Below are 23213 nucleotides of genomic sequence, written 5' to 3'. Positions count from 1 at the left end.
GTGCCGGTGGGACGCGCAACACCGGCGTGATCGGGTGCGATTTCACCCGAGAGGGGGAACGTACCCGGAGGTACCTCCTATGCACGCGAGTTCACGGCTCGCCGCCGCGGCGGCGGTCGTACCCCTGATCGTGCTGAGCGCGGCGCCCGGAGCGTCCGCGGCGCCCTTCGCGGCCGGTCCGGACATCCTGGTCAACGGCCCGTCCACCCTCACCGCCTGCCCGTTCGGCGCGTCCGCCGACTTCGCCGCCGCCTACGACGACGCCGAGGTCGAGCCGCAGGTCGCGGTCAACCCCATGAACCCCGACGAGATGATCGGCGCCGCCCAGCAGGACCGCTGGCCGGACGGCGGCGCACGCGGCCTGTCGTCGTGGATCACCCGCGACGGCGGCACCTCCTGGGTCAAGCTGCCCGACGTGCCGTGGAGCGGCTGCCAGGGCGGACCGACCCGGTTCGGCCGCGTGACCGACCCGTGGGTGACCTACGACGGCGGCGGCAACGCCTACTTCATCGGCCAGCCCATCGACTCGGCCGCGCTGGGCCTGTCCGCGATCTCGGTGACCAGCCTCGACCGGGCCACCGGCACGTGGCGGGCGCCGACGATCCTCCAGGAGGACGACGGGTCGAGGGGCGTGTTCAACGACAAGGTCTCCATCACCGGCGACCCGACCCGCCCCGGCTACGCCTACGCGACCTGGCTGCGCGGGTCGTACCCCAACGAGGGGCACCAGAGCCCGGCCGGGGACCTGCACTCCTTCGCCTACCGCGGCAAGCCGATGTTCTCCCGCACCACCGACGGCGGCCTGACCTGGTCCAAGCCGGTGTCGATGCGCGACTCGAACGCCTTCTTCCAGGGCAACCAGATCGCGGTCGGCCCGGACGGCACGCTCTACAACGTCACCGCGAACCTGTTCACCGGCGCCGGCGTCCAGCCCAACGACAAGGGCGTCTACATGGGCGTCATGCGCTCGATCGACGCCGGGCTGCACTGGTCCGCGCCCACCAAGATCGCCCCGATCTCGTTCGCCCAGCTGGTCGTGCCCGACGACGGCTTCCCGATCCGGGCCGGCGACTACATCCCCGACATCGCCGTGGACATGACCTCCGGCGCGATCTACGTGGTGTGGGCCGACGCGCGGGGCACCCCGGTGAACCAGGTCGTGCTGGCCAAGTCCACCGACGGCGGCCGGCACTGGACCGGACCCGCGGTGGTGGCCGCGGGCGGGCCGGGCGTGCAGTCCTACAACCACGCCGTCGACGTGTCGGACACCGGCATGGTCACCCTGACCTACTTCGACGACCGGAACAACGTGCTCGGCGACGGGATCGCCACCACCGACGTGTGGATCCGGCACTCCCACGACGGCGCGGCCACCTGGGACGCCGAGCAGCACCTGCACGGCCCGTTCGACCACTACCGGGCGCCGATCTCCTGGGCGACCCCGGACGTGCCGCGCGGGTTGTTCCTCGGTGACTACATGGGCCTGGAGACCATCTCCGGCGACGACGTGATCGCGTTCTTCACCTCGACCATCGCCGACGGCGCGGACGTGCACGCCGTGCGGCTCGACCAGGGCTGACGGGTCCGGAAGAGCCCGGCTCCCCGGTTCAGGGGGAGTCGGGCGCTTCCAGCGGGAGCGGCTCGAAGGTGTGGTGCCGCCAGATCTCGCGGGAGGTGTCCTCGGGGTAGGTGGTGACGGTCGGCTGGGCGTCGAACAGGCGCGTGAGGCGTCGGGTGGCGTCGTAGGCGGGCCAGCCCGGGTCGCCGTGGGTGGCGAAGGCCGTCCACGCGGTCCGCATCGCCGTCGAGACCTGCTCCGCCTCCGGCGAGCCGTCCAGCAGTGCGGCGGGTTGGCCACTGGTCAGGTTGCCGAACACCAACGGCACGTCCAGCCCGTGGCACGCGCCGAGCACACCGCCCATGCCGGGCGCGGGCCAGGTCAGCTCGTAGAGGTGCGCCCGGCCGCCGGCGGCCTCCTGGGCGACGGCCAGGTGGTAGGTCGGCATGCGGAACAGCCAGTCCGACAGGACCACCTCGTACTGCTCCTCGGCGGACGGGAAGGCCTCCCGGTACCGGTCGCCGCCGTCCGGGGCGAAGGTGTCCAACGCGGTCGCCGCCTGCTCCGCAGTGATCTGGCCGAGCTGCCCGTCCAGGGCGGTGAGCAGGCGCTGCTCGTCACGGGTGTGCCCGGCGAGCAGGTCCACCTCCCTGCCCGCGCCCTCGGCCAACGCCCGCCACGGGGTGGTCACCAGGACCTCGCCGTCGACCACCGGGGAGAACAGGATCGACCGGGGCGCGGCCCGGCCCCACCGGGGCGCCCAGCGGGCGATGTCGGCGGTCACCGCGTCCCCGGCCGAGGGCAGCAGGTCGGGTGCGACCGTCGACAGGTCGGCCACAGTGGGCTTCAGCCCCAACTCCGCGGCGCACGCGGCAGCGATGTCGGTGGCCAACTCGGGCGTGAAGAACGTGCCGGGCGCGCTCTGCACGACGGCACGCCGGAACAGCCCGCGCGCTCGGGGCATCCCGAACAACGCCGCGACCGACCCGCCGCCCGCGGACTGGCCGAAGACTGTGACCAGGTCCGGGTCGCCGCCGAACGCGTTGACGTTGTCGCGGACCCACTCCAGCGCGGCGACCTGGTCCAGCAGGCCCCGGTTCGCGGGAGCGCCGTCGACCAGGCCGAACCCCTCGATGCCAACCCGGTAGTTGAAGGTCACGACCACGACACCGTGCCGGGCGAGCCGGACTCCGTCGTACTCGGGCAGGCTCGCCGTGCCGATCGTGTACGCCCCGCCCTGGATCCACACCATGACCGGGAGCCCGGCGCTCGGGCCGGGGTCGGGCGACCAGACGTTGACCGTGAGCCAGTCGTCGCCGGCGTCCTGGGTGAGGGCGTCCATGCCGAACACGCCGGCTTGGGGTGGCGGCGGGCCGAAGGCCAGGGCGTCCCGGACGCCGTCCCAGGCTCGGGCGCGGTGCGGGGCGGCGAAGCGGAGAGCGCCTACAGGCGGCTCGGCGAAGGGGATGCCGCGGAAGACGGAGACGCCGTGCTCGGTCGTGCCGCGCACGCGGCCGGCTGACGTGCGGACTTCGGGGTGCACCGGGCGATCATGCTCGTCACCGGGTGCGCGGGCGACCCAATTACGCGACCGGACCCCGACCGCCGCCGGGGTCCGGTCCGCGCGGGTCAGGCGGCTTGGGCCTGGGCGTAGAGGTTCTGGGCGTCGGCGCCGAAGTACGGGCCGAACATCCAGTTCGGGAAGAAGTTGATCTTGTAGCTGTTCACCGAGTTCAGCGTGCCCGTGCCGGTGGCCTCCGAGAACGTCGTGAACCACGGACCGCCGCTGGCCCCACCGGTCATGTTGCAGGTCATGCCGATGCCGTTGCTCAGGAAGGCGTTGAACGTCGTGCCGCTGCAATAGACGAGCTTGGTGCCGTCGTACGGCGAGGCGGCCGGGTAGCCGAAGGCGTACATGTTGGCGGCTTTGGCCTGGTTGAACGCGATGCCCTGGGCGCCCACGACGTCGGTCAGGTACTGGCCGCCCACCTGGCCCACGACGATCGAGCCGATGTCGTAGTTGATGTCCTCCGAAGCGTGCCACTGGGGCGTGGCGAAGGTGGCACGGGCGTTCCAGGTGCCGTAGGGGGCGTTGCCGTTGTTGTACGCCGGCACGAAGGCGACGTTGGTGTGGTAGGCGCCGTCCAGCTTGACGCAGTGGCCGGCGGTGATCACCGTGCTCTTGTTGGCGCTGGTCACGGCGTTGCCGCTGCACGAGGCGTTGCGGCCCTGGTAGGTGAAGAACACCCGGCCAGCGGTCTTGACGACGGCCCCGCCGCCGGTCCAGGCGCTGCCCCCGTTGGGGAAGGCCAGGGGTTGGATCGTGGTGGGTGCGCCGGTCGCGACGTTGGCGCGCACGGCGGTCGGGCTGACCGTCAGGGTGTCCAGGGGGATGGCGGAGCGCATGCGCTCGGGTGTCCAGTAGGTGCCCGGCGCGGAGTGCGCGGCGGGAAGGGCCACCAGGGACAGGGCTAACGCGCTCACCGCGGTGAGCAGGCGTTTCACGGCACGGTTCATGATCTTCCACCTCTCGTGGGTCGATCAACGGCAGGGGACCGTGACGTGAAAGTTACTCAAGACCGAGACGCGGGCGTTCCGGCTGAACGGGTGACAGTTGCCGGGTCCACAGTGGATGGTGTCAGCGGCGGCGGACCTTGATCAGGTCCACGTCGGTGGCCGACGCCTTCAGGTCGCGGAAGTCCACGCCGTACGCCTCCACCGCGCGAGCGGCCCGGCGCAGGCCCTCGGCGCACACCTCGCGGTCGGTGTCCCGGGCCTCGGCGCGCAGCTGCACCCGGAAGCTGAAGAAGTCCAGCGAGCGGTCGTAGGACAGCGCGCCCTCCTCGCTGAACCCGTTGGTGAGGACGCTGTGCCGGTCGGCGGCGGCGAGGAGGCGGGCGCGACCGGCGTCGTCGAGGTCGGTGAACCGGCCGCGCACCAGCACGCGGTAGGTGTGCTCGGGCATGGGGGTGATCGTGGGTGACCCGGGCGGGTGGCGGCAACCGATATCGACCACGGGAACGGCGTAGGCTCGTATTCGTGAGCGACGCGAACGACCACCCCGAACACGGCACCGGCGGCACCTACTCGGTCAAGGGCAAGGCGTTCACCCGGGACACCAGGTACATCACCACCCGGATCACCGCCGACGGCCGCGACGGGTTCCCGGTGGAGCCCGGTCGCTACCGCCTGGTCGCCGCGCGCGCGTGCCCGTGGGCCAACCGGTCGATCATCGTGCGCCGGTTGCTCGGGCTGGAGGACGCCATCTCGCTCGGCCTGCCCGGCCCGGTGCACGACGCCCGGTCCTGGACGTTCGACCTCGACCCCGGCGGGCGGGACCCGGTGCTGGGCATCGAGCGCTTGCAGGAGGCGTACTTCAAGCGCGACCCCGAGTACCCGCGCGGCATCACCGTGCCCGCGATGGTGGACACCACGACCGGCGCGGTGGTCACCAACGACTTCGCCCAGATCACCCTCGACCTGTCCACCGAGTGGCGCGAGCACCACCGTCCGGGCGCTCCCGACCTGCTGCCCGCCGCGCACCGGGATGAGGTCGACGAGGTCAACCAGCGGGTGTTCACCGAGGTCAACAACGGCGTGTACCGGTGCGGGTTCGCCGGCAGCCAGGAGGCCTACGACGAGGCCTACGACCGGCTGTGGACCGCGCTGGACTGGCTGGAGGAGCGGCTGGCTTCCCGGCGCTACCTGGTCGGCGACACGATTACCGAGGCCGACGTGCGGCTGTTCACCACGCTCGTGCGCTTCGACGCCGTCTACCACGGGCACTTCAAGTGCAACCGGAACAAGCTGGTCGAGATGCCGAACCTGTGGGGGTACGCGCGGGACCTGTTCCAGACGCCGGGGTTCGGCGACACGGTGGACTTCGGGCAGATCAAGCAGCACTACTACGTGGTGCACAAGGACATCAACCCGACGCAGATCGTGCCGAAGGGACCGGACCCGTCCGGCTGGACGACCCCGCACGGGCGCGAGGCCCTGGGCGGGCGTCCGTTCGGCGACGGCACCCCGCCCGGACCGGTGCGCGAGTCGGAGCGCGTCGCGTCCTGACCGGCGGCCGTCCACAAGCGACCCGTCCTCGGGTTTTTGTCGGTGCTCGGCGGTAGCGTCTTGGCCGTGGACGTACGGGAGCGGATTCAAGAACTCGCCGACCAGGTCGTGGTGCTGCGGGACGCCTACTACCGGGGTTCGCCCAAGGTGGCGGACGCCGAGTACGACGCGATCGAGGACGAGTTGCGGGACCTGGTGGCGGCGCACCCGGAGCTCGCGCCCGACCCCAACCCGCTGGACCAGGTCGGCGCGCCGGCCGTGCTGCACGCACCGGTGCGGCACTCGCGGCCCATGTTGTCGTTGGAGAAGGCGACCAAGCCCGAGCAGGTGGCGGCGTTCTTCGACCGGTTCCCCGGCCAGCCGGTCGCGGTCATGCCCAAGCTCGACGGGCTGTCGCTGGCCGTGGTCTACGAGGACGGGCGGCTCGCGCGGGCGGTCACCCGAGGTGACGGCACCACCGGGGACGACGTGACCGTGCTGGTCAAGGCCCTGGTGGACGGGGTGCCCGACCGGGTCGACGCGCCGGGGCGGGTCGAGGTGCGGGGCGAGGCGGTCATGCTGCGCTCCACCTTCGCCGCCTACAACACCGCCCACCCGGACAAACCGCTGATCAACCCGCGCAACGCCGCCGCCGGCACGCTGCGCGCCAAGGACCCGGCCACCGTCGCCGAGCGCCGCCTCCAGTTCTTCTCCTTCGACCTCGACGCGGGCACCGCCGCCACCGACCTGGAACAGGGCCTGCGCACACTCGGGTTCGCCGTCGCCGACATGCGCCACTGCGCCGACGCCGAGTCCGCCCAAGCCGTCATCGCCGAGATCGAGCGGCAGCGCAACGACCTCGACTACGACCTCGACGGCGCCGTGCTGCGGCTGGCCGACCGCAACGCCTACGCCGCCGCCGGCACCCGCTCGAACTCGCCGCGCGGCGCGCTGGCCTACAAGTTCGCCGCCGAGGAGAAGACCACGGTGCTGGCCGACGTGGTGTGGGACGTCGGCAAGACCGGCAAGATCGCGCCGGTCGCGGTGCTGGAGCCGGTGTTCGTCGGCGGCACCACGGTCACCCGCGCCACGCTGGCCAACCAGGAGGTCATCCGGGCGCGCGGCATCCGCATCGGCGACACGGTGCTGGTGCGCCGTGCCGGCGACGTGATCCCGTTCGTGGCGGGCGTGCTGGACGAGTCCGCGCGCACCGGGGCCGAGCGGGAGATCGTGCCGCCGGTGGTGTGCCCGTCGTGCGGGCAGGCGCTGGTCGAGCAGGGCAACAGCCGGGAGTTGTTCTGCACCAACCTGGCCTGCCCCGCGCAGACCGTGCGGCGGCTGGTGCACTGGGCGTCGCGGGCGGCGGCCGACATCGACGCCGTCGGTCCGAAGTGGATCGAACGGCTGGCCGACGCGGGCCTGCTGGAGCACCCGTCCGACTTCTACCGGCTGACCGCGGAGCAGCTGCTGGAGTTCGACCGCATCGGCGAGGTGTCCGCCGCGCGCATGGTCGAGTCGATCGACGCCAGTCGCGGGGTCGGCCTGCGCCGCGCGCTGATCGGGCTGGCGATTCCGATGGCCTCCGAGGGCACCGCGACCCGGTTGTGCCGCGCGGGTTTCGGCTCGCTGGAGGAGGTCGCGGACGCCTCCGAGGAGCAGCTGGTGGCCGTGGAGGACATCGGGCCGAAGGTCGCCACGTCCCTGCACGAGCACCTGACACGCCTGCGCCCCGAGCTGGAACGCTTGCGCGCCAACGGGGTGTCGCTGGACGTGCGGGACGAGGACCTGCCGCCCGTGGTCGCCTCGGACGCGCCGCTGGCCGGCAAGACGGTCGTGATCACCGGGGCGATCAACGACCCGCGCTCGGGCGAGAAGGTCCCGCGCCCGACCTTCCAACGCCTGTGCGAGAAGGCCGGCGCTACCGCCGCGTCGTCGGTGTCGGCCAACACCGACCTGCTGATCACGGGTGCGGACGTCGGCGCGAGCAAGCTGACCAAGGCCGAGAAGCTCGGCGTGACGGTCGTGGACCAGGGCGAGATCTGGCAGCAGCTCATCGCGGCGGGCATCGTGTGACGGGGTGGAAATGCATTGGTCGGTGATATTCGCGAGCGTGCGTTAGCAGAGTTGTCGCCGACCGTGTCCGCATTAATGTGGATCGGGCTGGTAACGACTGTTTTGCCTGGCAGGGCCGCATCGGAAAAGGACTGCCGAGTCCGGTAACGTGAGGTCGGGCGCGAACGACAGGGTGGGTGATCACCTGCTGCCGCATTTCGGCGGTCGGGGGTTTTCCAGCGTTCGCCCGACCGCCGCGGAGGAATCCTTTTCATGGGTGCTGCCTTGTCCGCTGTGTTCGGCACGGGCGGGATCAGCCGGGTGCTCGTGCTCGCCGGCCTCGTGCTCGGGGTCGTGGGCGCGGTCGGGTTCCTGCGCGGGTCGGCGCGGCTGCGGCTCGCGGTGGTCGGGACGACCGACCCGACCGCGCAGTGGTGGCGGCGGTGGGTCACCGGGCCGGCGCGGGCGCTGGTGTGGCCGTTGTTCCTGGTGTGGCTGGGGTTCTGGATCGCCTCGCGTGGACAGAACCTGGTCTACGGCGCGGTCGTGGGGCTGGCGGTGGCGGCGCTCGTGCTGTGCGCGGTGTTCCTGCTGCGCCGGGCGCACGCCCGCCGGGGTGACCACGAGGTCGCGCCGGCGGCGTTGGCCGCGGTCCTCGCGGGCGGCTTGGTGCTGGAGTTCGGGCTGCTGCTGACCGTGCGGCTGGTGGTGCTGCGCAACCCGGCCACCAAGCTCGCAGAGGGCCTGGCGCGCGATGTCTTCACCGAGGCGCGCGGAGCCGTCTTCCTGCCCCTGGTGCTGCTGCTGGCCCTGGTAGCGGTGCCGCTGGCGGTGGGCGCGAACCGGCTGGCCGGGGTGCGGCGGGCGGTCGGCGGCACGGCGCGGCGAGTGGCGGGCGGCGCGCGGCGGGTCGCCGGGTGGCCGGCGGTCACCGCGGACCGGTCGGGCGCCGGCCGGCGGGGCGGTGTCGTCGCGCGGGCTCGGTGGTGGAGTGCGGTCGTCGTGCGGCTGCGGTGGTGGGGCGCGGTCGTGCTGGTGTTCGCGGTGTTCGCCGCGGCCTGGTTCGACAAGCCGGACCGGCTGCTCATCGCGGGGGTCGCGGCCTCGGAGTACGGCAAGGTGCTCTACCTCGCGCTGCTGGCGGCGCTGCTGGCCGGGTTCGCCCACCGGTTCGGGCGGTCGGGGCAGTACGTGCGCGGGCGGGGGCACTTCTTCTACCCGATCGCCCTGTTCGGCGCGGTGTGCGTGGGCAGCTTCGTGCGCAGCGACCTCGGGCCGCTGATCGGGCTGTTCGCGGTGACCGTGGTGCTGATGCTGTTCCTGGTCGCCGACGGCGTCCGCCGCTCCTCGCTGCGGCACGAGGGCAGCCGGTGGCGGCGGTGGGCGGAATTGGCCGTGCACACCCGCTGGTACCTGGTCGTCCTCGCCGGGACGGTGCTGGTCGGCGCGGTGGCGTTCGCGACCTTCCCCAAAGCCACCGACCGGGTCGAGGCGATGGTGCGCCCGTGGGAGTACGGGTGGACCAACACCTGCGTCGAGCCGCCCGAGGGCGCGGAGGTGCCCGACGCGCCGGACGGCGCGGCGCTGTGCCGCCTGCCCGTCGACGGCGAGGCGGCCAACCGGCGTTCGCAGATCGCGCAGGGCCTGGCGGCCATCGCCGACGGCGGGCTGTGGGGCCGCGGCCTGCCCGACACCGCGTCCGGGCAGGTGCCGCTGGGGGAGAGCGACCTGGTGATCGCCGTGATCTGGAGCAAGCTCGGCGGGGTCGTGGTGCTCCTGATGGGTGCGCTGCTGGCGTTGCTGGCCACCGCGCTGGCCCGGCTGGCGCGCGAGGCCGAACACCGGTCCGGGGTGCGCGGGCCGACGGCGGCGCGGCTGTTCGCGATCGGGGTCGCGGCGCTGCTGGTGGTGCAGTTCGGGTACGTCTTCCTGGCGACCATCGCGTGGGTGCCGCACTCGGGGTTCACCGTGCCGTTCCTGTCACGCGGCGGGCAGTCGACGCTGGCCCTGGGCGCGGCCGTGGTGCTGACGGTCTGGTGGAGTTACCGCCTGACCGCGCCGAATCCGCCCGGCGGACCGCCCGTGCGGGGCACGCCTGCCACCGGCGGCCTACCCACGCACCGCTGGGACGCACCTGCCGCCGGCACCTCGTCCGCGCCGCGCCGAGGCGCACCGGCCCGGCTGTTATCGGCACCGTTGGTACTGGTCGTGGCGGTGTGCCTGGTGGGTGGCGCGGTGACCACGGCGTGGCCCTACCGCGGGTACGCCACCGACCGCCCCTACTGCCGCGCCGAACGGCCGCGCGAGAACCCCGAGAAGTGCTCCACGGACCGGATCGCCCTCCACCGCCACACGGTCGTCCTCAGCGTCGGCGGCGTCCCGCAGTACACCCGCGACCGCACGCAAGGCACCTGGGAAGCCATCGGCACCCCGGTGATCTCCCAGGAAGACCTCGGCGGGCTCGTCGGTGCCGGCGACCAGGCGGGCGCGGTGGACGGCGCACTCGGCGACCTGGTCGACGGCAGCAGCGCGCTGGCCAACCCGTTGCTGCCGGCCGGTGAATCCGAGCCCGGCGCGGTGGAACTGACCGTGGACCCGGACCTCCAGCGCGCGGCGGTGGCCGCGTTGCGCGACGACGGCGCCGGCGGGCCGTTGGCGGGCGGTGTCGTGGTCCTCGAACCCGACACCGGACGAGTGCTGGCCGCCGCGTCCGCGCCGGGGCACGTCCCGGCCGGGAAGACCGCCGCCGCCGAACCCAGCGACGCCCAGCGCCGCGAGTTCGAGCGGCAGCACCCGGCGGGGGTCTTCGACGGCACGCGCATCGACGAGCAGCGCACGGCCGAGTGCCGCCCGGACGACGAGGTCGACAACACCTGCTGGCAGTGGCAGCTCCTACCCGGCCCCGGCGAGGAACCGCCGGAGTCGCGGGCCGAGCGCCGCCGGTACGTGGACGGCCGCGACGACGTGCGGCTGCCGTCCACTTCGGACAACCGGGCGCTGCGCCGCAACTACGGACTGGGCTCGACGTTCAAGGTCGTGGTGGCCGCCGCCTACCTGCGGCAGCCCGGCAAGCACATCACCGACCGCGTCCCCGCCCCCGCCGAACTGCCGGTGCGGGGCCGCCGGGAACCGGTGAAGAACTCGCCGCGCGGGCTGTGCGAACGCGGCGAGTCCGGGACGATCACCGTGGCCGACGCGCTGGCCGTCTCGTGCAACACCGCGTTCGTGCGGCTGGCGATGGACCTCCCGTGGCCGCTGATCCGGGACACCGCGGTGGACTTCGGCTTCCGGGCCGTGCCCGCCGACGCCGAGCGGGCGCCGGCGTGGGTCGCGGGCACCGAGCTGGGTGTGGACTCCCGGGTGCCGCCGGAGTCGGAGGGCGGCGACCTGGCCAACAGCGTCCTGGGCGGCGGGCACGTCGAGGGCACCCCGCTGCACCTGGCCGCCGTGCTGGGCGGCATCGCCAACGGCGGCAAGCTCGTCCAGCCGCGCCTGGTCGACGCCACGACCCGGCCGCACGGCGGTCCGCGCGCCGAGGTCGTGCCGGAGGTCCGTCAGGTGCTGTCGACGGCACAGGCCGCGGAACTGCTGGCGGGCCTGGCCGGGACGGTCGAGTTCGGCACGGCGGAGCGGCTCGCGGAACACCCCGGCCACGAGCTGCGGGTCAAGACCGGCACGCACGACCTGCACGGGGGCGAGGACCCGCCGCCGGGCGAGTTCACCCGCCAGATCGCCTGGCTGGTCGGTTCGGTGACGACCGCGCGCGGACCGGTGGCGTTCGCGGTGGCGGTGGAGACGGCCGACGAGGGGCGGGGCGCGGCGCGGGCACGCCTGCTCACCGACGCGGTGGTCGGCGCGATCGTGGAGGAACGCGGATGAGGCGGCACCGGCGCGGGGGCGCGGGACAGGACAGGGCGTGGTGGGGCGTGAGAGGCGTGGGGGTGGGCGATGAGTGACGACGACCAGCGGGAGGCCGCGCTGGGGCGCGAGGTGCGGCGGGAGTTGAGCAGGTGGCTGTCCCACCACGCCTCCGGCGGGCCGGTGGTGGTCGACGTGGTGGTGCGGGTCGCCTGGTCGCTGTCGGCGGTGGCCGAGAACGAGCTGCGCGCCTCCGTGGACGACCAGCGCCGCGAGTACCCCGGCGCGATCCCCCGCCTGGCCGTGACCGTGGACCGCGACCTGCCCGAGCCCGGCTTCACCGTCGAGGTGGTGCCGGTGGTGGTGGCCGAGGACGAGGAACCCAGCGCGCCGGTCACCGAGGAGGAGCCCGACGAGGACCAGGACGCCGACCAGCTCGTGCTCACCCTGAAACTGGGCCGGTTCACGTTCCCGCACCTGCTGCGCCCGTCGGCGGGCTGGGTGCCGGTGTCGCGGCGCGGTCCCGGCGGTGTGGTGTTCCCCGACGAGGCCGAGGCGGTGCCCCGGGCGGCGCTGGTGGAGCTGCGCAACGTCCACGGCACGCTGCACGTGCGGCGCACCGGCCAGGACCGCCGCTACATCGTCTCCGTGGGCGGGCAACGCGTCGAGCACGGCCACCCGACCGGCATGGGCGTGTCGCCGCGCGGCCAGATCGTCATCCGGGAGACCACCGGCGACGCGGTGGCCACCATCGACTACGAGCTGCACGACCGGTTCGCCGAGCTGCGCACGGGCGGCGCCACCGACATCGGCGACGGCACGGGCGTCACGGCGTGGGTGCTGGGCGGCGCGTTCAAACGGGTCCACGTCGAGGCGCCGCGCCCCGGCCTGGTGCCGAGCGCGCGGGAGTTCACCGGGCGCTCCGAGCGCGGCGACCCGCACCAGCTGCGGGTGCGCGTGCTCTACACCCGCGCCGAGTCGCTGGAGCCCGGCGCGGAGGACGCCTGGCACGTCAAGGTCTACCGCTGCGACACCCCCGAGGACGCGGCCATGCTGCGCGCCTTCCTCCAAGCCCAGATCGGCAACGTCGAACGCGCCAACGGGGCGGTCGGCGGGTCCAACCGGATGCCGCCCTGGGTGGTCGCCCCGGTGCACCTGCTGTCCCTGGCACGGCCGGAAGCCCCGGAGACCAACCTGGTGGACCGGGGCGAGCGCATTCCCTCGGGCGTGGCCGCGCGGCTGGCCGGCTGGTTCGGCGTGGCCGACCAGCCCGACGCGGACACCTGCGTGCTGGTGGCCTCGCCGTGGGTGGACGCGGTGGGCTGGCTGGGCCAGGAGAAGCGCCCGGTGCCCGGTCGCGGCCCGCTGGACGACCTGCGCCGCCTGGCCCGCGGCCTGGACCTGATGCACGGCCCGCTGGGCATCGCGCACGGCGACATCAAACCCGCCAACGTCCGCCGCCTGGCCCGCGCCGACGGCCACGACGGCTACGTCCTCATCGACGGCGACTCGATCGCCCCGGTCCGCTGCGAGGCCCGCGACGCCCGCGCCACCGACGAGTACACCTCCGCCGACTACCGGGCGCAGGTCGAGCGCGGCGGCACGGTGGACCTGCGGGCGTTGGACCGCTTCGGTTTCGTCCTGGTCACCATCGCGGCGGTGGCCAGCCCCGACCGGCTGCGCGGCCTGCTGGACAAGCAGGGCGGCCGGGAGCGGGTCGTCGACTCCCACCCGCGGGTGGAGGAGTACCTGACCAACTGGTGGTCGCGGGAGCCGCGCTGGCGGCCGTTCGCCCTCCAGTTGGCGGCGCCGTTCCGCAAGGGCGTGTTCGCCGACCCGGACTTCAGCCTGGAGGCGTGGGTCGAGCGGCTGATCGCCGAGCACGACCGGCCCGGCCCCGGCTGCGGGCACCCGGCGTGCCCGGTGGACGCGTGCGCGCGGGTCGTGCCGGAGGACGACCGCTACGACCCGCCGTACGGGGAGCAGTTGCGCCGCATCCGCGCCGGTGTCCGCAGCCGGCACAACATCGCCGTGGGCGCGCGGGAAGCGCTCATCCGCGAGCTGCGGTCCCAGCAGGCGGAGCTGGCGCTGGCCGCGTACCGGACGTGGTCGTGGTCGGTGTCGGCGGTGGCGACCGTGCTGCTGCTGATCGTCGTGGCGAGCCTGAAGCTGGGAGGGGTGCTGTGAGCGATCCCGAGGTGGCGGCGTCCCTGCCCCGGAGCCTGCGGGCGCGGATGCGGCCGGTGTGGCACGGCGACACCGTCGAGGACAGCCCCGAGCAGGAGAACCTGCCCGTGCTGGTCGCGGACTGGGGCTCCAACGCCCAACCGCAGAGCCGGCGCGCCAAGCCCGCCGCCGAGCCCTACCTGCGCCGGCACCTGGCCCGCGCGCGGTCGGTCGGCCGGGCGCACGGCCTGCGCGTCGGCCTGCTGCGCGCGGTCCCGATCGCCGTCGTGCTCGTGGTCCTCGCCCTGCTGCTGCCCAAGATCGGATGACCCCGCGATGACCGAACCGCGCAACCTCGCCCCGTTCGACGCCTGCCCCGCCTGCGGCCACGACTTCGGCGTCGCGCCCGCCGAGGGGCCGCCCAGCCTGCACCTGGCCATCGGGCCGGGACCCAGCGGCCGGCCGCAGTGGCGGCTGAGCCTGTTCGACGAGCACGGGCAGCCCGGCAAGCACTGGCAGTCCGCGGAGTACGACCCGGGCCAGGCGCAGGACGTGTACTGGCTGTGCGGCGACGGCCACCTGTTCTTCGACCACCACCTCCAGGGCGTGCGGCGCACCACCGCCCGCATCGACCGGTTCGCCGGCGCGGCGGCGGTGGGCGCGATCGCCGCCGGCAAGAGCTACCTGCTGCTGCGCACCCTCAACCAGGAGCTGGCGCTGCCGCCGGCCAGCCGCGACACCCGCAGCGGCGCGCCGCCGGTGAAGATGAACGGCACGGTGTTCGAGGAGCGGCCGATGCGGGCGCTGCGCCGCGAGTACGACTCCACCGTCGAGGACAACGTGCCGCTGGACCGCACCAGCCTGTTGGAGATGGTGCCCACGGGCTTCCTGGCCGACGCGGTCGGCGACGACGTCGTGCAGCAGATCCGGCAGATCCACGTCGAGCTGCTCGGCGCCAGTCCCGCCCGGTGGGGCACGGTGGTGCGGCAGCCGATCGTGCAGCGCTACGGCCTGCGCGGGCGGGTGCTCATCACCTCGGTGGCCGACCTGCCCGGCGAGTTCTTCAACGCCGAGACCTACGACCAGGAGTACCGGCAGCGCGCGCTGGCCAAGTACGACAGCCTGGTGTGGACGATCGACCCGATCGTGGAGCCCCGGTTCACCGCGTTCCTGCCCCCGGACGACGTGCAGCGGCTGACGATGGGCAGCATCCGCCCCGACGAGGCCACCCTCCGCGACCTCGACCGCGCCCGCAAGCGGCGGCGGGTGCAGCAGCGCGACATCGCCGACCGGCTCACCGCGCAGGGCGACTTCGGCAAGGACGACAGCACCACCCGCAAGCTGCTGGTGTGCCTGACCAAGGCCGACCTGGTCACCCACGCGGTGCGCGACGGCCGGGGGTTGGCCGAGCTGGGCGCGCCGGACGCGGTGGTGACCGGCGTGGCCGACTACCTGGTGGACGTGTCCAACCGGTGCGCCGGGCGGATCGGGCACGAGGAGGTGGTCGAGCAGGCGGTGTGGGACGGCCTGGTCCGAGACCTGACCCGGGACCTGGAGGTGCCCGAGATCCGCGAGGACATCGCCCGGCACGTGGCCCGCGAGCTGGTCCGCCACTACAGCGACGGCGAACGGCTGTGGAACCTCATCCACGACGGCGGCGAGGACCGGATCTCGGTGGAGGCGGGCGGTTCGGAGACCGAGCTGGCGCGCAAGATCGCCGTGCCCTCGATCGACCAGCACGTGGCCGCGTCGCTGGCGCCCGGCGAGGGCGGCCTGCTGCGCCAACGCGACCTGGTGATGTCCGCGCTCACCTGCGGCCTGGTCTACGGGCTGGGTCTGGCGCAGACCGTGCGGCAGCTGTTCGACCAGCGGTGGCGGGAGACCCGCTTCTACCTGTGCTCGCCGTTCGGGCAGGTGCCGGTGCTCTCGCCGGGCACCCAGGACCGGTTCGAGCTGGAGGGCGGGCGCGAGTTCCCGGCGGCCAGCGAGCCGTCGGCCGCGCTGACCCAGCTCAAGCTCGGCCTGCTGTCGGGGGTGCAGCTGTGATCCCGGTGGAACTGGTGCAGTGGGGCGGGGTGGCGGGCAGCGGGTTCAGCCCGGTCGACGACGGCGCGCTGCGGCGCGCGCCCGGCCCGTTCCGGTCCGCGGCGCAGGAACTGGTGCACGTGCCCGACGGCGTGCCGCAGCCGACTCCAGACCTCGAAGCGCGTTCGGCGCTGGGGCTGCGGGTGGTGCCGGTGCCCGGGGCCGGGTCCTGGTGGTGCTTCTCGGTGCAGGTGTGCGGCGGGCGGTTCGGGCGCACCGGGGTGTGCCAGTTCCTGTTCGCCCCGCTGGACGGGACCGAGGCGTGGCGGCTGTGGGAGGGCTGCGTCGCGGCGGTGCACGCGGGGGACGGGCTGCTGCCGTGGGCGCTGGCCTCCTCCGGCCTGCCCGCCGACCCCGCGCCGCTGGGCGGGTCCGCCGACACCGGGACCGTGGCGCAGGTGCTGACCGGGCTGGTCGAGGAGCACGACGCCGTGCGGGTCGGCGGTGCGGAGACCGGGGTGGCCGCCGCGATCGCGGGCGCGCTGCGGGTGTTGCCGCACGCGGTGACGCGCGAGCGGGTGTGGACGACGTTCCTGGCGGCGACCCCCGGCAACCCCCGGCTGCGGCGGGTCACCGGGCCGTGGCCGGAGCCGTTGCGCGGCACGCCCACGGCCGAGCGGGTCGACCGGTGGCTGGATGGCAAGCTGGCCGCGCTGTCCGTCGCGGACGACGGTGACGACGCCGCCGCCGTGCGGTGGCTGGCGGGGCACGTGCGTGAACCCGCCGCCGTGGACCGCTACCGCTCGCTGCCCACGATCGGCGCGCTGGTGGCGTCGGTGGTGGAGAACGAGTTGTGGCGCTTGGGGTTCGACCAGGTGTGGCCGGCGATGCTACGCGGCGACGAGCGGGTCCTGCGGCCGGAGAACGAGCCGCAGCTGATCTCGTGGCTGATCGGGAACGCGCCGCGGGCGGTCGAGTGGCTGTGCGGCACCGCCGCCGGGTTGGCCGACGAGTTCGCCGACACCGTGTTCGGCCTGCTGGCGCGGAAGGTGCCCGAGGGGCTGGGCCTGCCGACGACGGACCCGGTGTGGTTCGACCGGTCGGTCGAGCTGGCCCGCAGGCGGTGGCCCGCGGTGGCCGACCGGGTGGCGTTCGCGCGGTCCGTGGTGGTCGCCGACGTGCGTGAGCTGGGGCCGTGGTTCACGGCGTTGGGCCTGGACCGCCACGACCCGGACCTGGCCGACCTGTTCCCGGTCTCCTTCGAGGACGTGGTGGACGAGGTCGCCGGTGGTGGTGATCTCGGGCCGCTGAGCGAGCGGTTCCTGGCCACCCCGGCCTCGGCCGAGACCCTGGTCCGCCTGGTGGAGGCCGTGCCGCCGCTGTCCCCGGCGGTCGCGGTGTCCTGGGTGCGGCGGGTGGGCGCGGAGTCCGAGCGGCGGCAGGTGTTCCGGGCCGTGCTGGGGCGGCACCGCTTCGCCGGGCAGGCGTCGGCGTGGTTGCTGGCCGCGCTGGAGTCCACTGAGGACGACGAGGTGCGGGACGTCGTGGCCTCGCTGGGCGCGGGCGCGTTCGGGGGCAAGGAACAGCCGTCGCTGGAACTGGCGTTGGTGTGCACGGAGATCGCGGCGCGGTCGGCCGAACCGGCGAACGGCTTCGCGGTGTACCTGGACGTGGTGGGCGGCGAGCTGGAGCAGCGGCACGACCGCGAGGCCGAGCTGACCGAGGCGGTCCACCGGCTCGAACAGGACTACCGCGCGTTGTTCGACGAGTACAAGGCGGCCGAGAAACGCAGGCGCTCCTCCAAGCCGCGCAAGCAGGAGGCCGAGGAGCCGGTCGAGCAGGAGACCGAGGAGTCGAGGCCCAAGCACGCGGTCGACTACGGCCGTCGGGTGTTGTTGTGGCGCAACGTGCGTGTCACCGCGCTCGTGCTCGTCGTGGTCCTGGTCGCGGTCGCCCTGGCTGTGTTCGTCGATGGCATGTTCCACTGAGTGATGCGGGGATCGCATGGAAGCCGCTGAGGCCGCGAAGCAGGTCGAGGACCTCACCCAGGGGGCCGTGCACGAGCTGACCGCCGTGCACCGCGGGTCGGGGTCGCCGCGCACCCACCTGGCCCACCTGTCGGCGCTGTTCGACGTCGCGACCCGGCAGGCGCGGCAGGTCGTGGACGGCAGGCCCGTGGAGGTGGGCGCCGAACTGTGGCGGCTGCGCGAACCCGGGATGCTGCGGGCGGTGTGCGAAGTGCCGATCGCCCAGCCCGGTGGAGTGCTGGCGCTGCTGCCGGTGGCGATCACGTGGGGCTTGTTGGGCGTGGCCGAGGCGATGTACCTGACCGGCGACCTCGGCGCGGACCCGAACCAGCGCCCACCGTTCTTCGCCTACTGGCTGAGCCTGCCGCTGCCGCTGAGCCCGCTGCTGCTGTCGCTGCTGATCGTGGTCACCGTGGTGATCTTGATGTTCCGGTACGTCAAGCCCGCCCGGGAACGCAGCCGCGCCGAACGTGCCGACGGGATCGTCCACCGGCTGGAGGTCGCCTTGGTGGAGCCGTTGGCGGTGCTGTGGGACGCGCGGCTGGCGACCGAGCAGGGTGAGCAGACGCGGCGGCTGGCGGTGGAGCTGACGTCGGCGGCCCGGCGGTTCGGCGGCGCCGCCGAGCGGCTGGACGCGGCGGTGGCCACCGTGGAACGCCTGGGGGACGCGGTGTCCCGGCTGCTGGACGGCCTGCCGCACCTGGGCGCGCACGTGACCCGGCTGGCGGACGTGGAGCAGCGCATCGGGCGGGGCGCGGAGGTGCTCGAGGTGGCGGTGCGGCCGGTGGCCGAGCTGGTGGGGGAGGTGAGCCGGGCGGCGTCGTCGGCCGGCGCGGCCGTCGTGCGGGCGGAGGACGTGCTGGCGCGGGCGGACACCGTCGTCGGCGAGGCCCGGTCGGTGTCCGCGGTGACGGCGGGGCACCGCGAGGCGGTCGGGTCGGCGGAGCAGCCCTTCGCGGCGGCTGCGGCGCTGGTGGAGTCGGCGGCGCGGGACCTTGGCGCGGCTACCGGGACGTTGCACGAGACCAGCAAGCACCTGCGGACGGCGATCCGCGAGGCCAACTGGATGGCGATGGTCGCGGACGGCTTGCACGCCACCAACGGCACGCACGTCCTCGACGAGTTCCCGCCCGAAGCACCGGTCACGGGGCCGTCGTCACCGGCCGCCGGGCCAGGGGCGTCCGTTGTCGGGCCGGGGTCGTCGGCCGCCGGGCCGGGGTCGTCCGGTGTCGCGCCGGGGTCGTCGGTTGTCGCGCCGGGGTCGTCCGTTGTCGGACCGGGGTCGTCGGTTGCCGAGCCGGCGTCGGCGGCACCGGGGCCGGGGGAGGGGCGGCCGGCGTGAGGCGGCGGGTGCGGCGGGAGAGCGATGGCGGGCTCGGGTCCGCCGGGTGGCTGTTCGCCGAGCTGGCGCTGGTGCTGGTGGTGATCGCGTTCGGCTCGGAGCTGCCCCCGGCACGGCAGGCGGTGCCGACGCCGTCGCCCTCGCCCGGTACGACCACCACCGCCGCGCCGTCCCCCGGCGTGCAGCAGGAAGGGCTGGTGCTGGAGTCGGTCGTGTTCTTCGTGGACGTCCCGCCGGGCGGCGCGGGCGTGCTGGACGCGTTCCGCCGCGAGATGGACGGCCGGGTGCTGCCCGACCAGCGCATCGGCCTGGTGCAGCTGTTCGGCGTGCCGCGCGGCTCGGTCAGCGGGCCGGACGTCTCGCGCGAGCTCATGCGGGCTGTGGTGGGGCAAGTGCCGAAACTGCCGCGCGAGCAGCAGATCCGGCCGTTCCTCGGCGACGAAGGCGGTCCGGGAACGGTCAAGGTGGAGCTGTTCCTCATGACGGGGTCCGGGTGATCGGCGTCCTGGACGGCTACGGCGGGCCGCTGACCGGCCGGGTCGTCGCCGCGCTGGGACCCTCGGCCCGCGTCGCCGCGAAGACCGAGATCACCGCCGGCTTCGACTGCCTGGTCGTGGTGCTGCCGCTGCGGGCGCGGACGATCGCCGACACCACCCTGGACGTCGTGTCGGCGCTGGGCTCGGTGGCGAGCGACCGATCGATGGTGGCGGAGTTCCGCACCGGGATCGTGCTGGTGTGGGCGGCGCTGGACCACCACCGGCTGGAACTGGCCGCGCCCCGCGTGGTCGCGAACGCGGCCGTGGTCGAAGCCTGGAACGCCGCCCCGCTGCTGCTGGGCACCGCCTGGTCCCGCGAACGCGCCCGCCACGCCGACGAGTCCGCGGCGGCCCGGTCGCGCAGTGACGCCCTCCGCCGGCTGGTGCACGCGACCACGCACCGCGATGTGGACGGCGTGTCCCTACCCGGTGTGTGCACGCACGTGGCGGCCCTCGACCCGCGCCACGTGCACGCCCTGGCCGTCCGCGTGGCCGCCGACCGCTGGACGGGGGCGGCCTCGGTGCGCGCCGCCGTCAGCCTGCGCCGGTCGGCCGACTGAACATCGGATCATCCGCCAAATCGATTCCGGCTGATCGGCTGGACCTTTTCGCCGCCTGACCCTTGGGGCGGGGTGGAATTTTGAGTACAGTTCACCGTGTTTTCGTGCACTTCTGCTCATCCACCTGTCACAGAATGATCGGAAACCCTGCGATGCGACCACAGTCCGGTTCATCCAGACCACGACGGCTGCTCGTGGCCGCCCTGGCCGCACCCCTGCTCACCCTCGGCCTGTCCGCTCCCGTCCAGGCCGCCACCACCACCCTCGGCACCCTCACCGCCACCAGCCAGAACGGCTCGACGGTCACCCTCACCGCCGGCGCCGACCAGGTCCGGGTCAGCTTCCTGCAACCCGACGTGTTCCGGCTGCACCTCGCGCCCGGCGGCGCCTACACCGACCCCGGCAACGGCAAGATCCTCACCGGCACCAACTTCGGCGCCGTGCCGGTCACGGTCAACGACGCGGGCACCTACCAGAAGATCGAAACCGCCTCGGTCGTCCTGCGCGCCTACAAGTCACCGCTGAAGTTCGCGCTGTACAAGAAGGACAACACGACCCTGCTGTGGGCCGAGTCCTCCGGCTTGTCGTGGGGTGACGGCCAGGCACGGCAACGCCTGACCCGCCAGGCGGATGAGCAGTTCTACGGCACGGGCCTCCGGCTGGGCACGTGGGCGCTGCGCGACCTGACCGTCCCGGTGGCCATCGACAACCACTGGAACGAAGGGGACAACGCCAGCCCGGCCCCGTTCTACATGTCCACCAACGGGTACGGCGTCGTGCGCAACACGTGGGCGCCGGGCAGCTACGCGTTCGGGCCGACCGTGCAGACCACGCACAACGAGAACCGGTTCGACGCCGTGTACTTCGCGGGCGGCCTCAAGGACGTCCTCGACCGGTACACCGACGTGACCGGCAAGCCGTTCCTGGCCCCGATCTACGGCTTCGAGATGGGCCACGCGGACTGCTGGAACAGCAGCAGCCCCACCTACACCGGCACCAAGAACCGGGCCGACCACGTGCGCACCCCGGACGTGATCAAGTACGCCGACCAGGCACGGGCGGCGGACATGCCGTCGGGCTGGTTCCTGCCCAACGACGGGTACGGCTGCGAGTACGTCGACCTCCCGCAGACCGTCACCGCGTTGAAGGACAGGGGTTTCCGGACCGGCCTGTGGACGCAGCGGTCGCTGTCCAACATCGGCTGGGAGGTCGGCACCGCCGGCACCCGGATGGTCAAGACCGACGTGGCGTGGGTCGGCGGCGGCTACCAGGGCGCGTTCGACGGCGTGGCGTCGGCGGTCGCCGGCATCGAGAACAACAGCGACGCCCGGCGGTTCGTGTGGACCGTGGACGGCTGGGCCGGGACCCAGCGCAACGCCGTGGTGTGGACCGGTGACACCGAAGGCGACTGGAACAACATGCGCTTCCACGTCCCGGCGATCACCGGCGCCGGGTTGTCTGCGCTGAACTACGCGGCCGGCGACGTGGACGGCATCTTCGCGGGCAGCCCCGACACGTACTCCCGCGACCTCCAGTGGAAGGCGTTCACCCCGGTCATGATGTCGATGTCCGGGTGGGGCCCGACCAACCCCTCCGCCGGGTACAACGACAAGCAGCCGTGGCGGTTCGACGCGGCGCACCAGGCGATCAACCGCAAGTACCTGAAGCTGAAGATGCGGCTGATGCCGTACTTCTACACGATGTCGCGGGTGGCGCACGAGACCGGCGTCCCCACGACGCGGGCGATGGTGCTGGAGTACCCGAACGACCCGGTCGCGCGCGGCAACGCCGTGTCCCAGCAGTTCATGGCGGGCGACTCGTTCCTGGTCGCCCCGGTCACGTCGGCCGGCACCACGCGCAGCGGGATCTACCTGCCCGCGGGGACGTGGACGGACTACTGGACCGGCACGGTGTACCAGGGTCCGGGGACCTTCGACGGGTACAGCGCCCCGCTGGACCGGCTGCCGCTGTTCGTGCGCGGCGGGGCGATCGTGCCGATGTGGCCGCAGATGAACCACAGCGGCGAGAAGCCGAAGACCCCGATCACGTTCGACGTGTACCCGCGCGGGAACTCGTCGTTCGAGCTGTACGAGGACGACGGGGTGACCCGGCAGTTCGCCTCGGGCTCCTACGCGAAGCAGAACGTGACCGTGTCCGCGCCTTCGAGCGGGACCGGCAACGTCACCGTCACGGTGGGCGCGTCGAACGGCTCTTATACCGGCAAGCCCGCTTCGCGCGGGTACGAACTGGCCGTGCACGTGGCCGGCGCGCCGTCGTCGGTGACCCTCGGGTCCACCACACTGACCCGGTACACCACGCAGGCCGAGTACAACGCGGCGGCGACAGGCTGGTACTTCGCCGGCGGGGTGCTGAACGTGCGCACCGGCGGCCAGTCCACGTCGTCGCCGTTCACCGTGACGGCGACCAGCGCCACCTTGCCCACGCCCCAGGCGATCCCGGCTCCGCAGCCGCCTGCCAACGGCATCTACACGTTGTCCAACAACGGTTCCGGCTTGGTGGCCGACGTGCCCGCCAGCTCCACCACGGCGGGCACGCAGCTCATCCAGTACTCCTACCACGGCGGCAACAACCAGCGGTTCCAACTGACCGCACAGACCGACGGGACCTACGAGATCCGCAACGTCGGCAACGGTCTGTGCGCGGGAGTGTCCGGCAGTTCGACCGCGTCGGGCGCGGCGGTAACCCAGCAGACCTGCAACGGCGCGGACAACCAGCGCTGGCGCATCAGCGGAACGGCGGACGCGTATGCGTTCAAGGCCAAGCACAGCAACCTGAGCCTCGCCCCGACCGGGACGGGTTCGACGAACGGTCTCGTGCAGGTGGCCGACACCGGAGTCGCTTTGCAGAGGTGGACCCTGCGGTAACACCCGGCCGACGGCGGACGGCCCCTGCCAGTCCGCCGTCAGCCGGCCGCTAGACGAGTAATGCGTACAGAGGCACAGGCCACGCGCTTTTCGAAGGGCTCGCGCAGCAGACCTCCCAACTTGGGCTTCTTCCGTCATCCCCGTATGGCCTGCCCGA

Annotated in this window: 15 protein-coding genes; 12 read left to right on the top strand and 3 right to left on the bottom strand. The window is 73.2% G+C overall.

The window, feature by feature from the left end; translation table 11 throughout:
- The first annotated feature begins 79 nt into the window (after positions 1-79).
- A complete protein-coding gene (locus WBN91_RS29315; RefSeq protein ID WP_337727516.1) occupies positions 80-1579 on the top strand; it encodes a sialidase family protein in 1500 nt (499 codons plus the stop codon).
- 28 nt (positions 1580-1607) lie between these two features.
- Here the strand turns inward: WBN91_RS29315 and WBN91_RS29310 are convergent, their stop codons facing one another.
- From WBN91_RS29310 to WBN91_RS29300, 3 genes are all read right to left on the bottom strand, one after another.
- Positions 1608-3101 (bottom strand): carboxylesterase/lipase family protein, encoded by a 1494-nt coding sequence (locus WBN91_RS29310; protein WP_337727517.1) that lies wholly within the window; start codon positions 3099-3101, stop codon positions 1608-1610.
- Between the two features lie 86 nt (positions 3102-3187).
- Positions 3188-4075: a trypsin-like serine peptidase gene (locus WBN91_RS29305; protein WP_337727518.1), complete on the bottom strand. Its 888-nt coding sequence runs from the start codon at positions 4073-4075 to the stop codon at positions 3188-3190.
- A gap of 121 nt (positions 4076-4196) precedes the next feature.
- Positions 4197-4523: a DUF6204 family protein gene (locus tag WBN91_RS29300; RefSeq protein WP_337727519.1), complete on the bottom strand. Its 327-nt coding sequence runs from the start codon at positions 4521-4523 to the stop codon at positions 4197-4199.
- Between the two features lie 161 nt (positions 4524-4684).
- On the opposite strand from WBN91_RS29300, the gene WBN91_RS29295 reads away from it, so the two are divergent.
- The 11 genes from WBN91_RS29295 (at position 4685) to WBN91_RS29245 (ending at position 23056) form a co-directional block, all read left to right on the top strand.
- Complete coding sequence (locus tag WBN91_RS29295; protein WP_337727530.1) at positions 4685-5626, top strand: glutathione S-transferase family protein; 942 nt, start codon at positions 4685-4687, stop codon at positions 5624-5626.
- A 66-nt stretch (positions 5627-5692) separates the two neighbouring features.
- Positions 5693-7678 (top strand): NAD-dependent DNA ligase LigA, encoded by a 1986-nt coding sequence (gene ligA, locus WBN91_RS29290; protein ID WP_337727520.1) that lies wholly within the window; start codon positions 5693-5695, stop codon positions 7676-7678.
- A 252-nt stretch (positions 7679-7930) separates the two neighbouring features.
- Positions 7931-11536, top strand: coding sequence for a penicillin-binding transpeptidase domain-containing protein (locus tag WBN91_RS29285; protein ID WP_337727521.1), 3606 nt, complete (start codon positions 7931-7933; stop codon positions 11534-11536).
- Positions 11537-11605: 69 nt separating this feature from the next.
- On the top strand, positions 11606-13702 hold the full coding sequence (locus WBN91_RS29280) for a hypothetical protein (protein WP_337727522.1): 2097 nt from the start codon (positions 11606-11608) through the stop codon (positions 13700-13702).
- Positions 13699-14010 (top strand): hypothetical protein, encoded by a 312-nt coding sequence (locus tag WBN91_RS29275; RefSeq protein ID WP_337727523.1) that lies wholly within the window; start codon positions 13699-13701, stop codon positions 14008-14010. The genes WBN91_RS29280 and WBN91_RS29275 overlap by 4 nt, the downstream gene beginning before the upstream one ends.
- A gap of 7 nt (positions 14011-14017) precedes the next feature.
- Entirely contained in the window at positions 14018-15727 is a 1710-nt protein-coding gene (locus WBN91_RS29270) for a hypothetical protein (protein WP_337727524.1), read from the top strand.
- Complete coding sequence (locus WBN91_RS29265; protein WP_337727525.1) at positions 15724-17694, top strand: hypothetical protein; 1971 nt, start codon at positions 15724-15726, stop codon at positions 17692-17694. The genes WBN91_RS29270 and WBN91_RS29265 overlap by 4 nt, the downstream gene beginning before the upstream one ends.
- Positions 17695-17710: 16 nt before the next feature.
- Entirely contained in the window at positions 17711-19075 is a 1365-nt protein-coding gene (locus WBN91_RS29260) for a hypothetical protein (RefSeq protein WP_337727526.1), read from the top strand.
- Positions 19072-19572, top strand: coding sequence for a hypothetical protein (locus tag WBN91_RS29255; protein WP_337727527.1), 501 nt, complete (start codon positions 19072-19074; stop codon positions 19570-19572). The genes WBN91_RS29260 and WBN91_RS29255 overlap by 4 nt, the downstream gene beginning before the upstream one ends.
- Positions 19569-20171: a hypothetical protein gene (locus tag WBN91_RS29250; RefSeq protein ID WP_337727528.1), complete on the top strand. Its 603-nt coding sequence runs from the start codon at positions 19569-19571 to the stop codon at positions 20169-20171. The genes WBN91_RS29255 and WBN91_RS29250 overlap by 4 nt, the downstream gene beginning before the upstream one ends.
- A gap of 152 nt (positions 20172-20323) precedes the next feature.
- The gene (locus tag WBN91_RS29245; protein ID WP_337727529.1) at positions 20324-23056 is read left to right on the top strand and encodes an RICIN domain-containing protein; all 2733 of its coding nucleotides are present in this window, start codon (positions 20324-20326) and stop codon (positions 23054-23056) included.
- Positions 23057-23213 lie beyond the last annotated feature (157 nt).

Origin of the sequence: Saccharothrix sp. CCNWYY140 (assembly GCF_037401995.1) — a bacterium.
In the GTDB taxonomy this organism is placed as follows: Bacteria; Actinomycetota; Actinomycetes; order Mycobacteriales; family Pseudonocardiaceae; genus Actinosynnema.
Note: the sequence above shows the minus strand (reverse complement) of the source record. Positions and strands in the feature narration are given on the sequence as shown.

Coding starts and splice junctions, on each gene's coding strand:
- WBN91_RS29270 (WP_337727524.1), top strand. CDS start 14,018: ATGACCGAACCGCGCAACCTCGCCCCGTTCGACGCCTGCCCCGCCTGC.
- WBN91_RS29260 (WP_337727526.1), top strand. CDS start 17,711: ATGGAAGCCGCTGAGGCCGCGAAGCAGGTCGAGGACCTCACCCAGGGG.
- WBN91_RS29300 (WP_337727519.1), bottom strand. CDS start 4,523: ATGCCCGAGCACACCTACCGCGTGCTGGTGCGCGGCCGGTTCACCGAC.
- WBN91_RS29280 (WP_337727522.1), top strand. CDS start 11,606: ATGAGTGACGACGACCAGCGGGAGGCCGCGCTGGGGCGCGAGGTGCGG.
- WBN91_RS29315 (WP_337727516.1), top strand. CDS start 80: ATGCACGCGAGTTCACGGCTCGCCGCCGCGGCGGCGGTCGTACCCCTG.
- WBN91_RS29305 (WP_337727518.1), bottom strand. CDS start 4,075: ATGAACCGTGCCGTGAAACGCCTGCTCACCGCGGTGAGCGCGTTAGCC.
- WBN91_RS29285 (WP_337727521.1), top strand. CDS start 7,931: ATGGGTGCTGCCTTGTCCGCTGTGTTCGGCACGGGCGGGATCAGCCGG.
- WBN91_RS29245 (WP_337727529.1), top strand. CDS start 20,324: ATGCGACCACAGTCCGGTTCATCCAGACCACGACGGCTGCTCGTGGCC.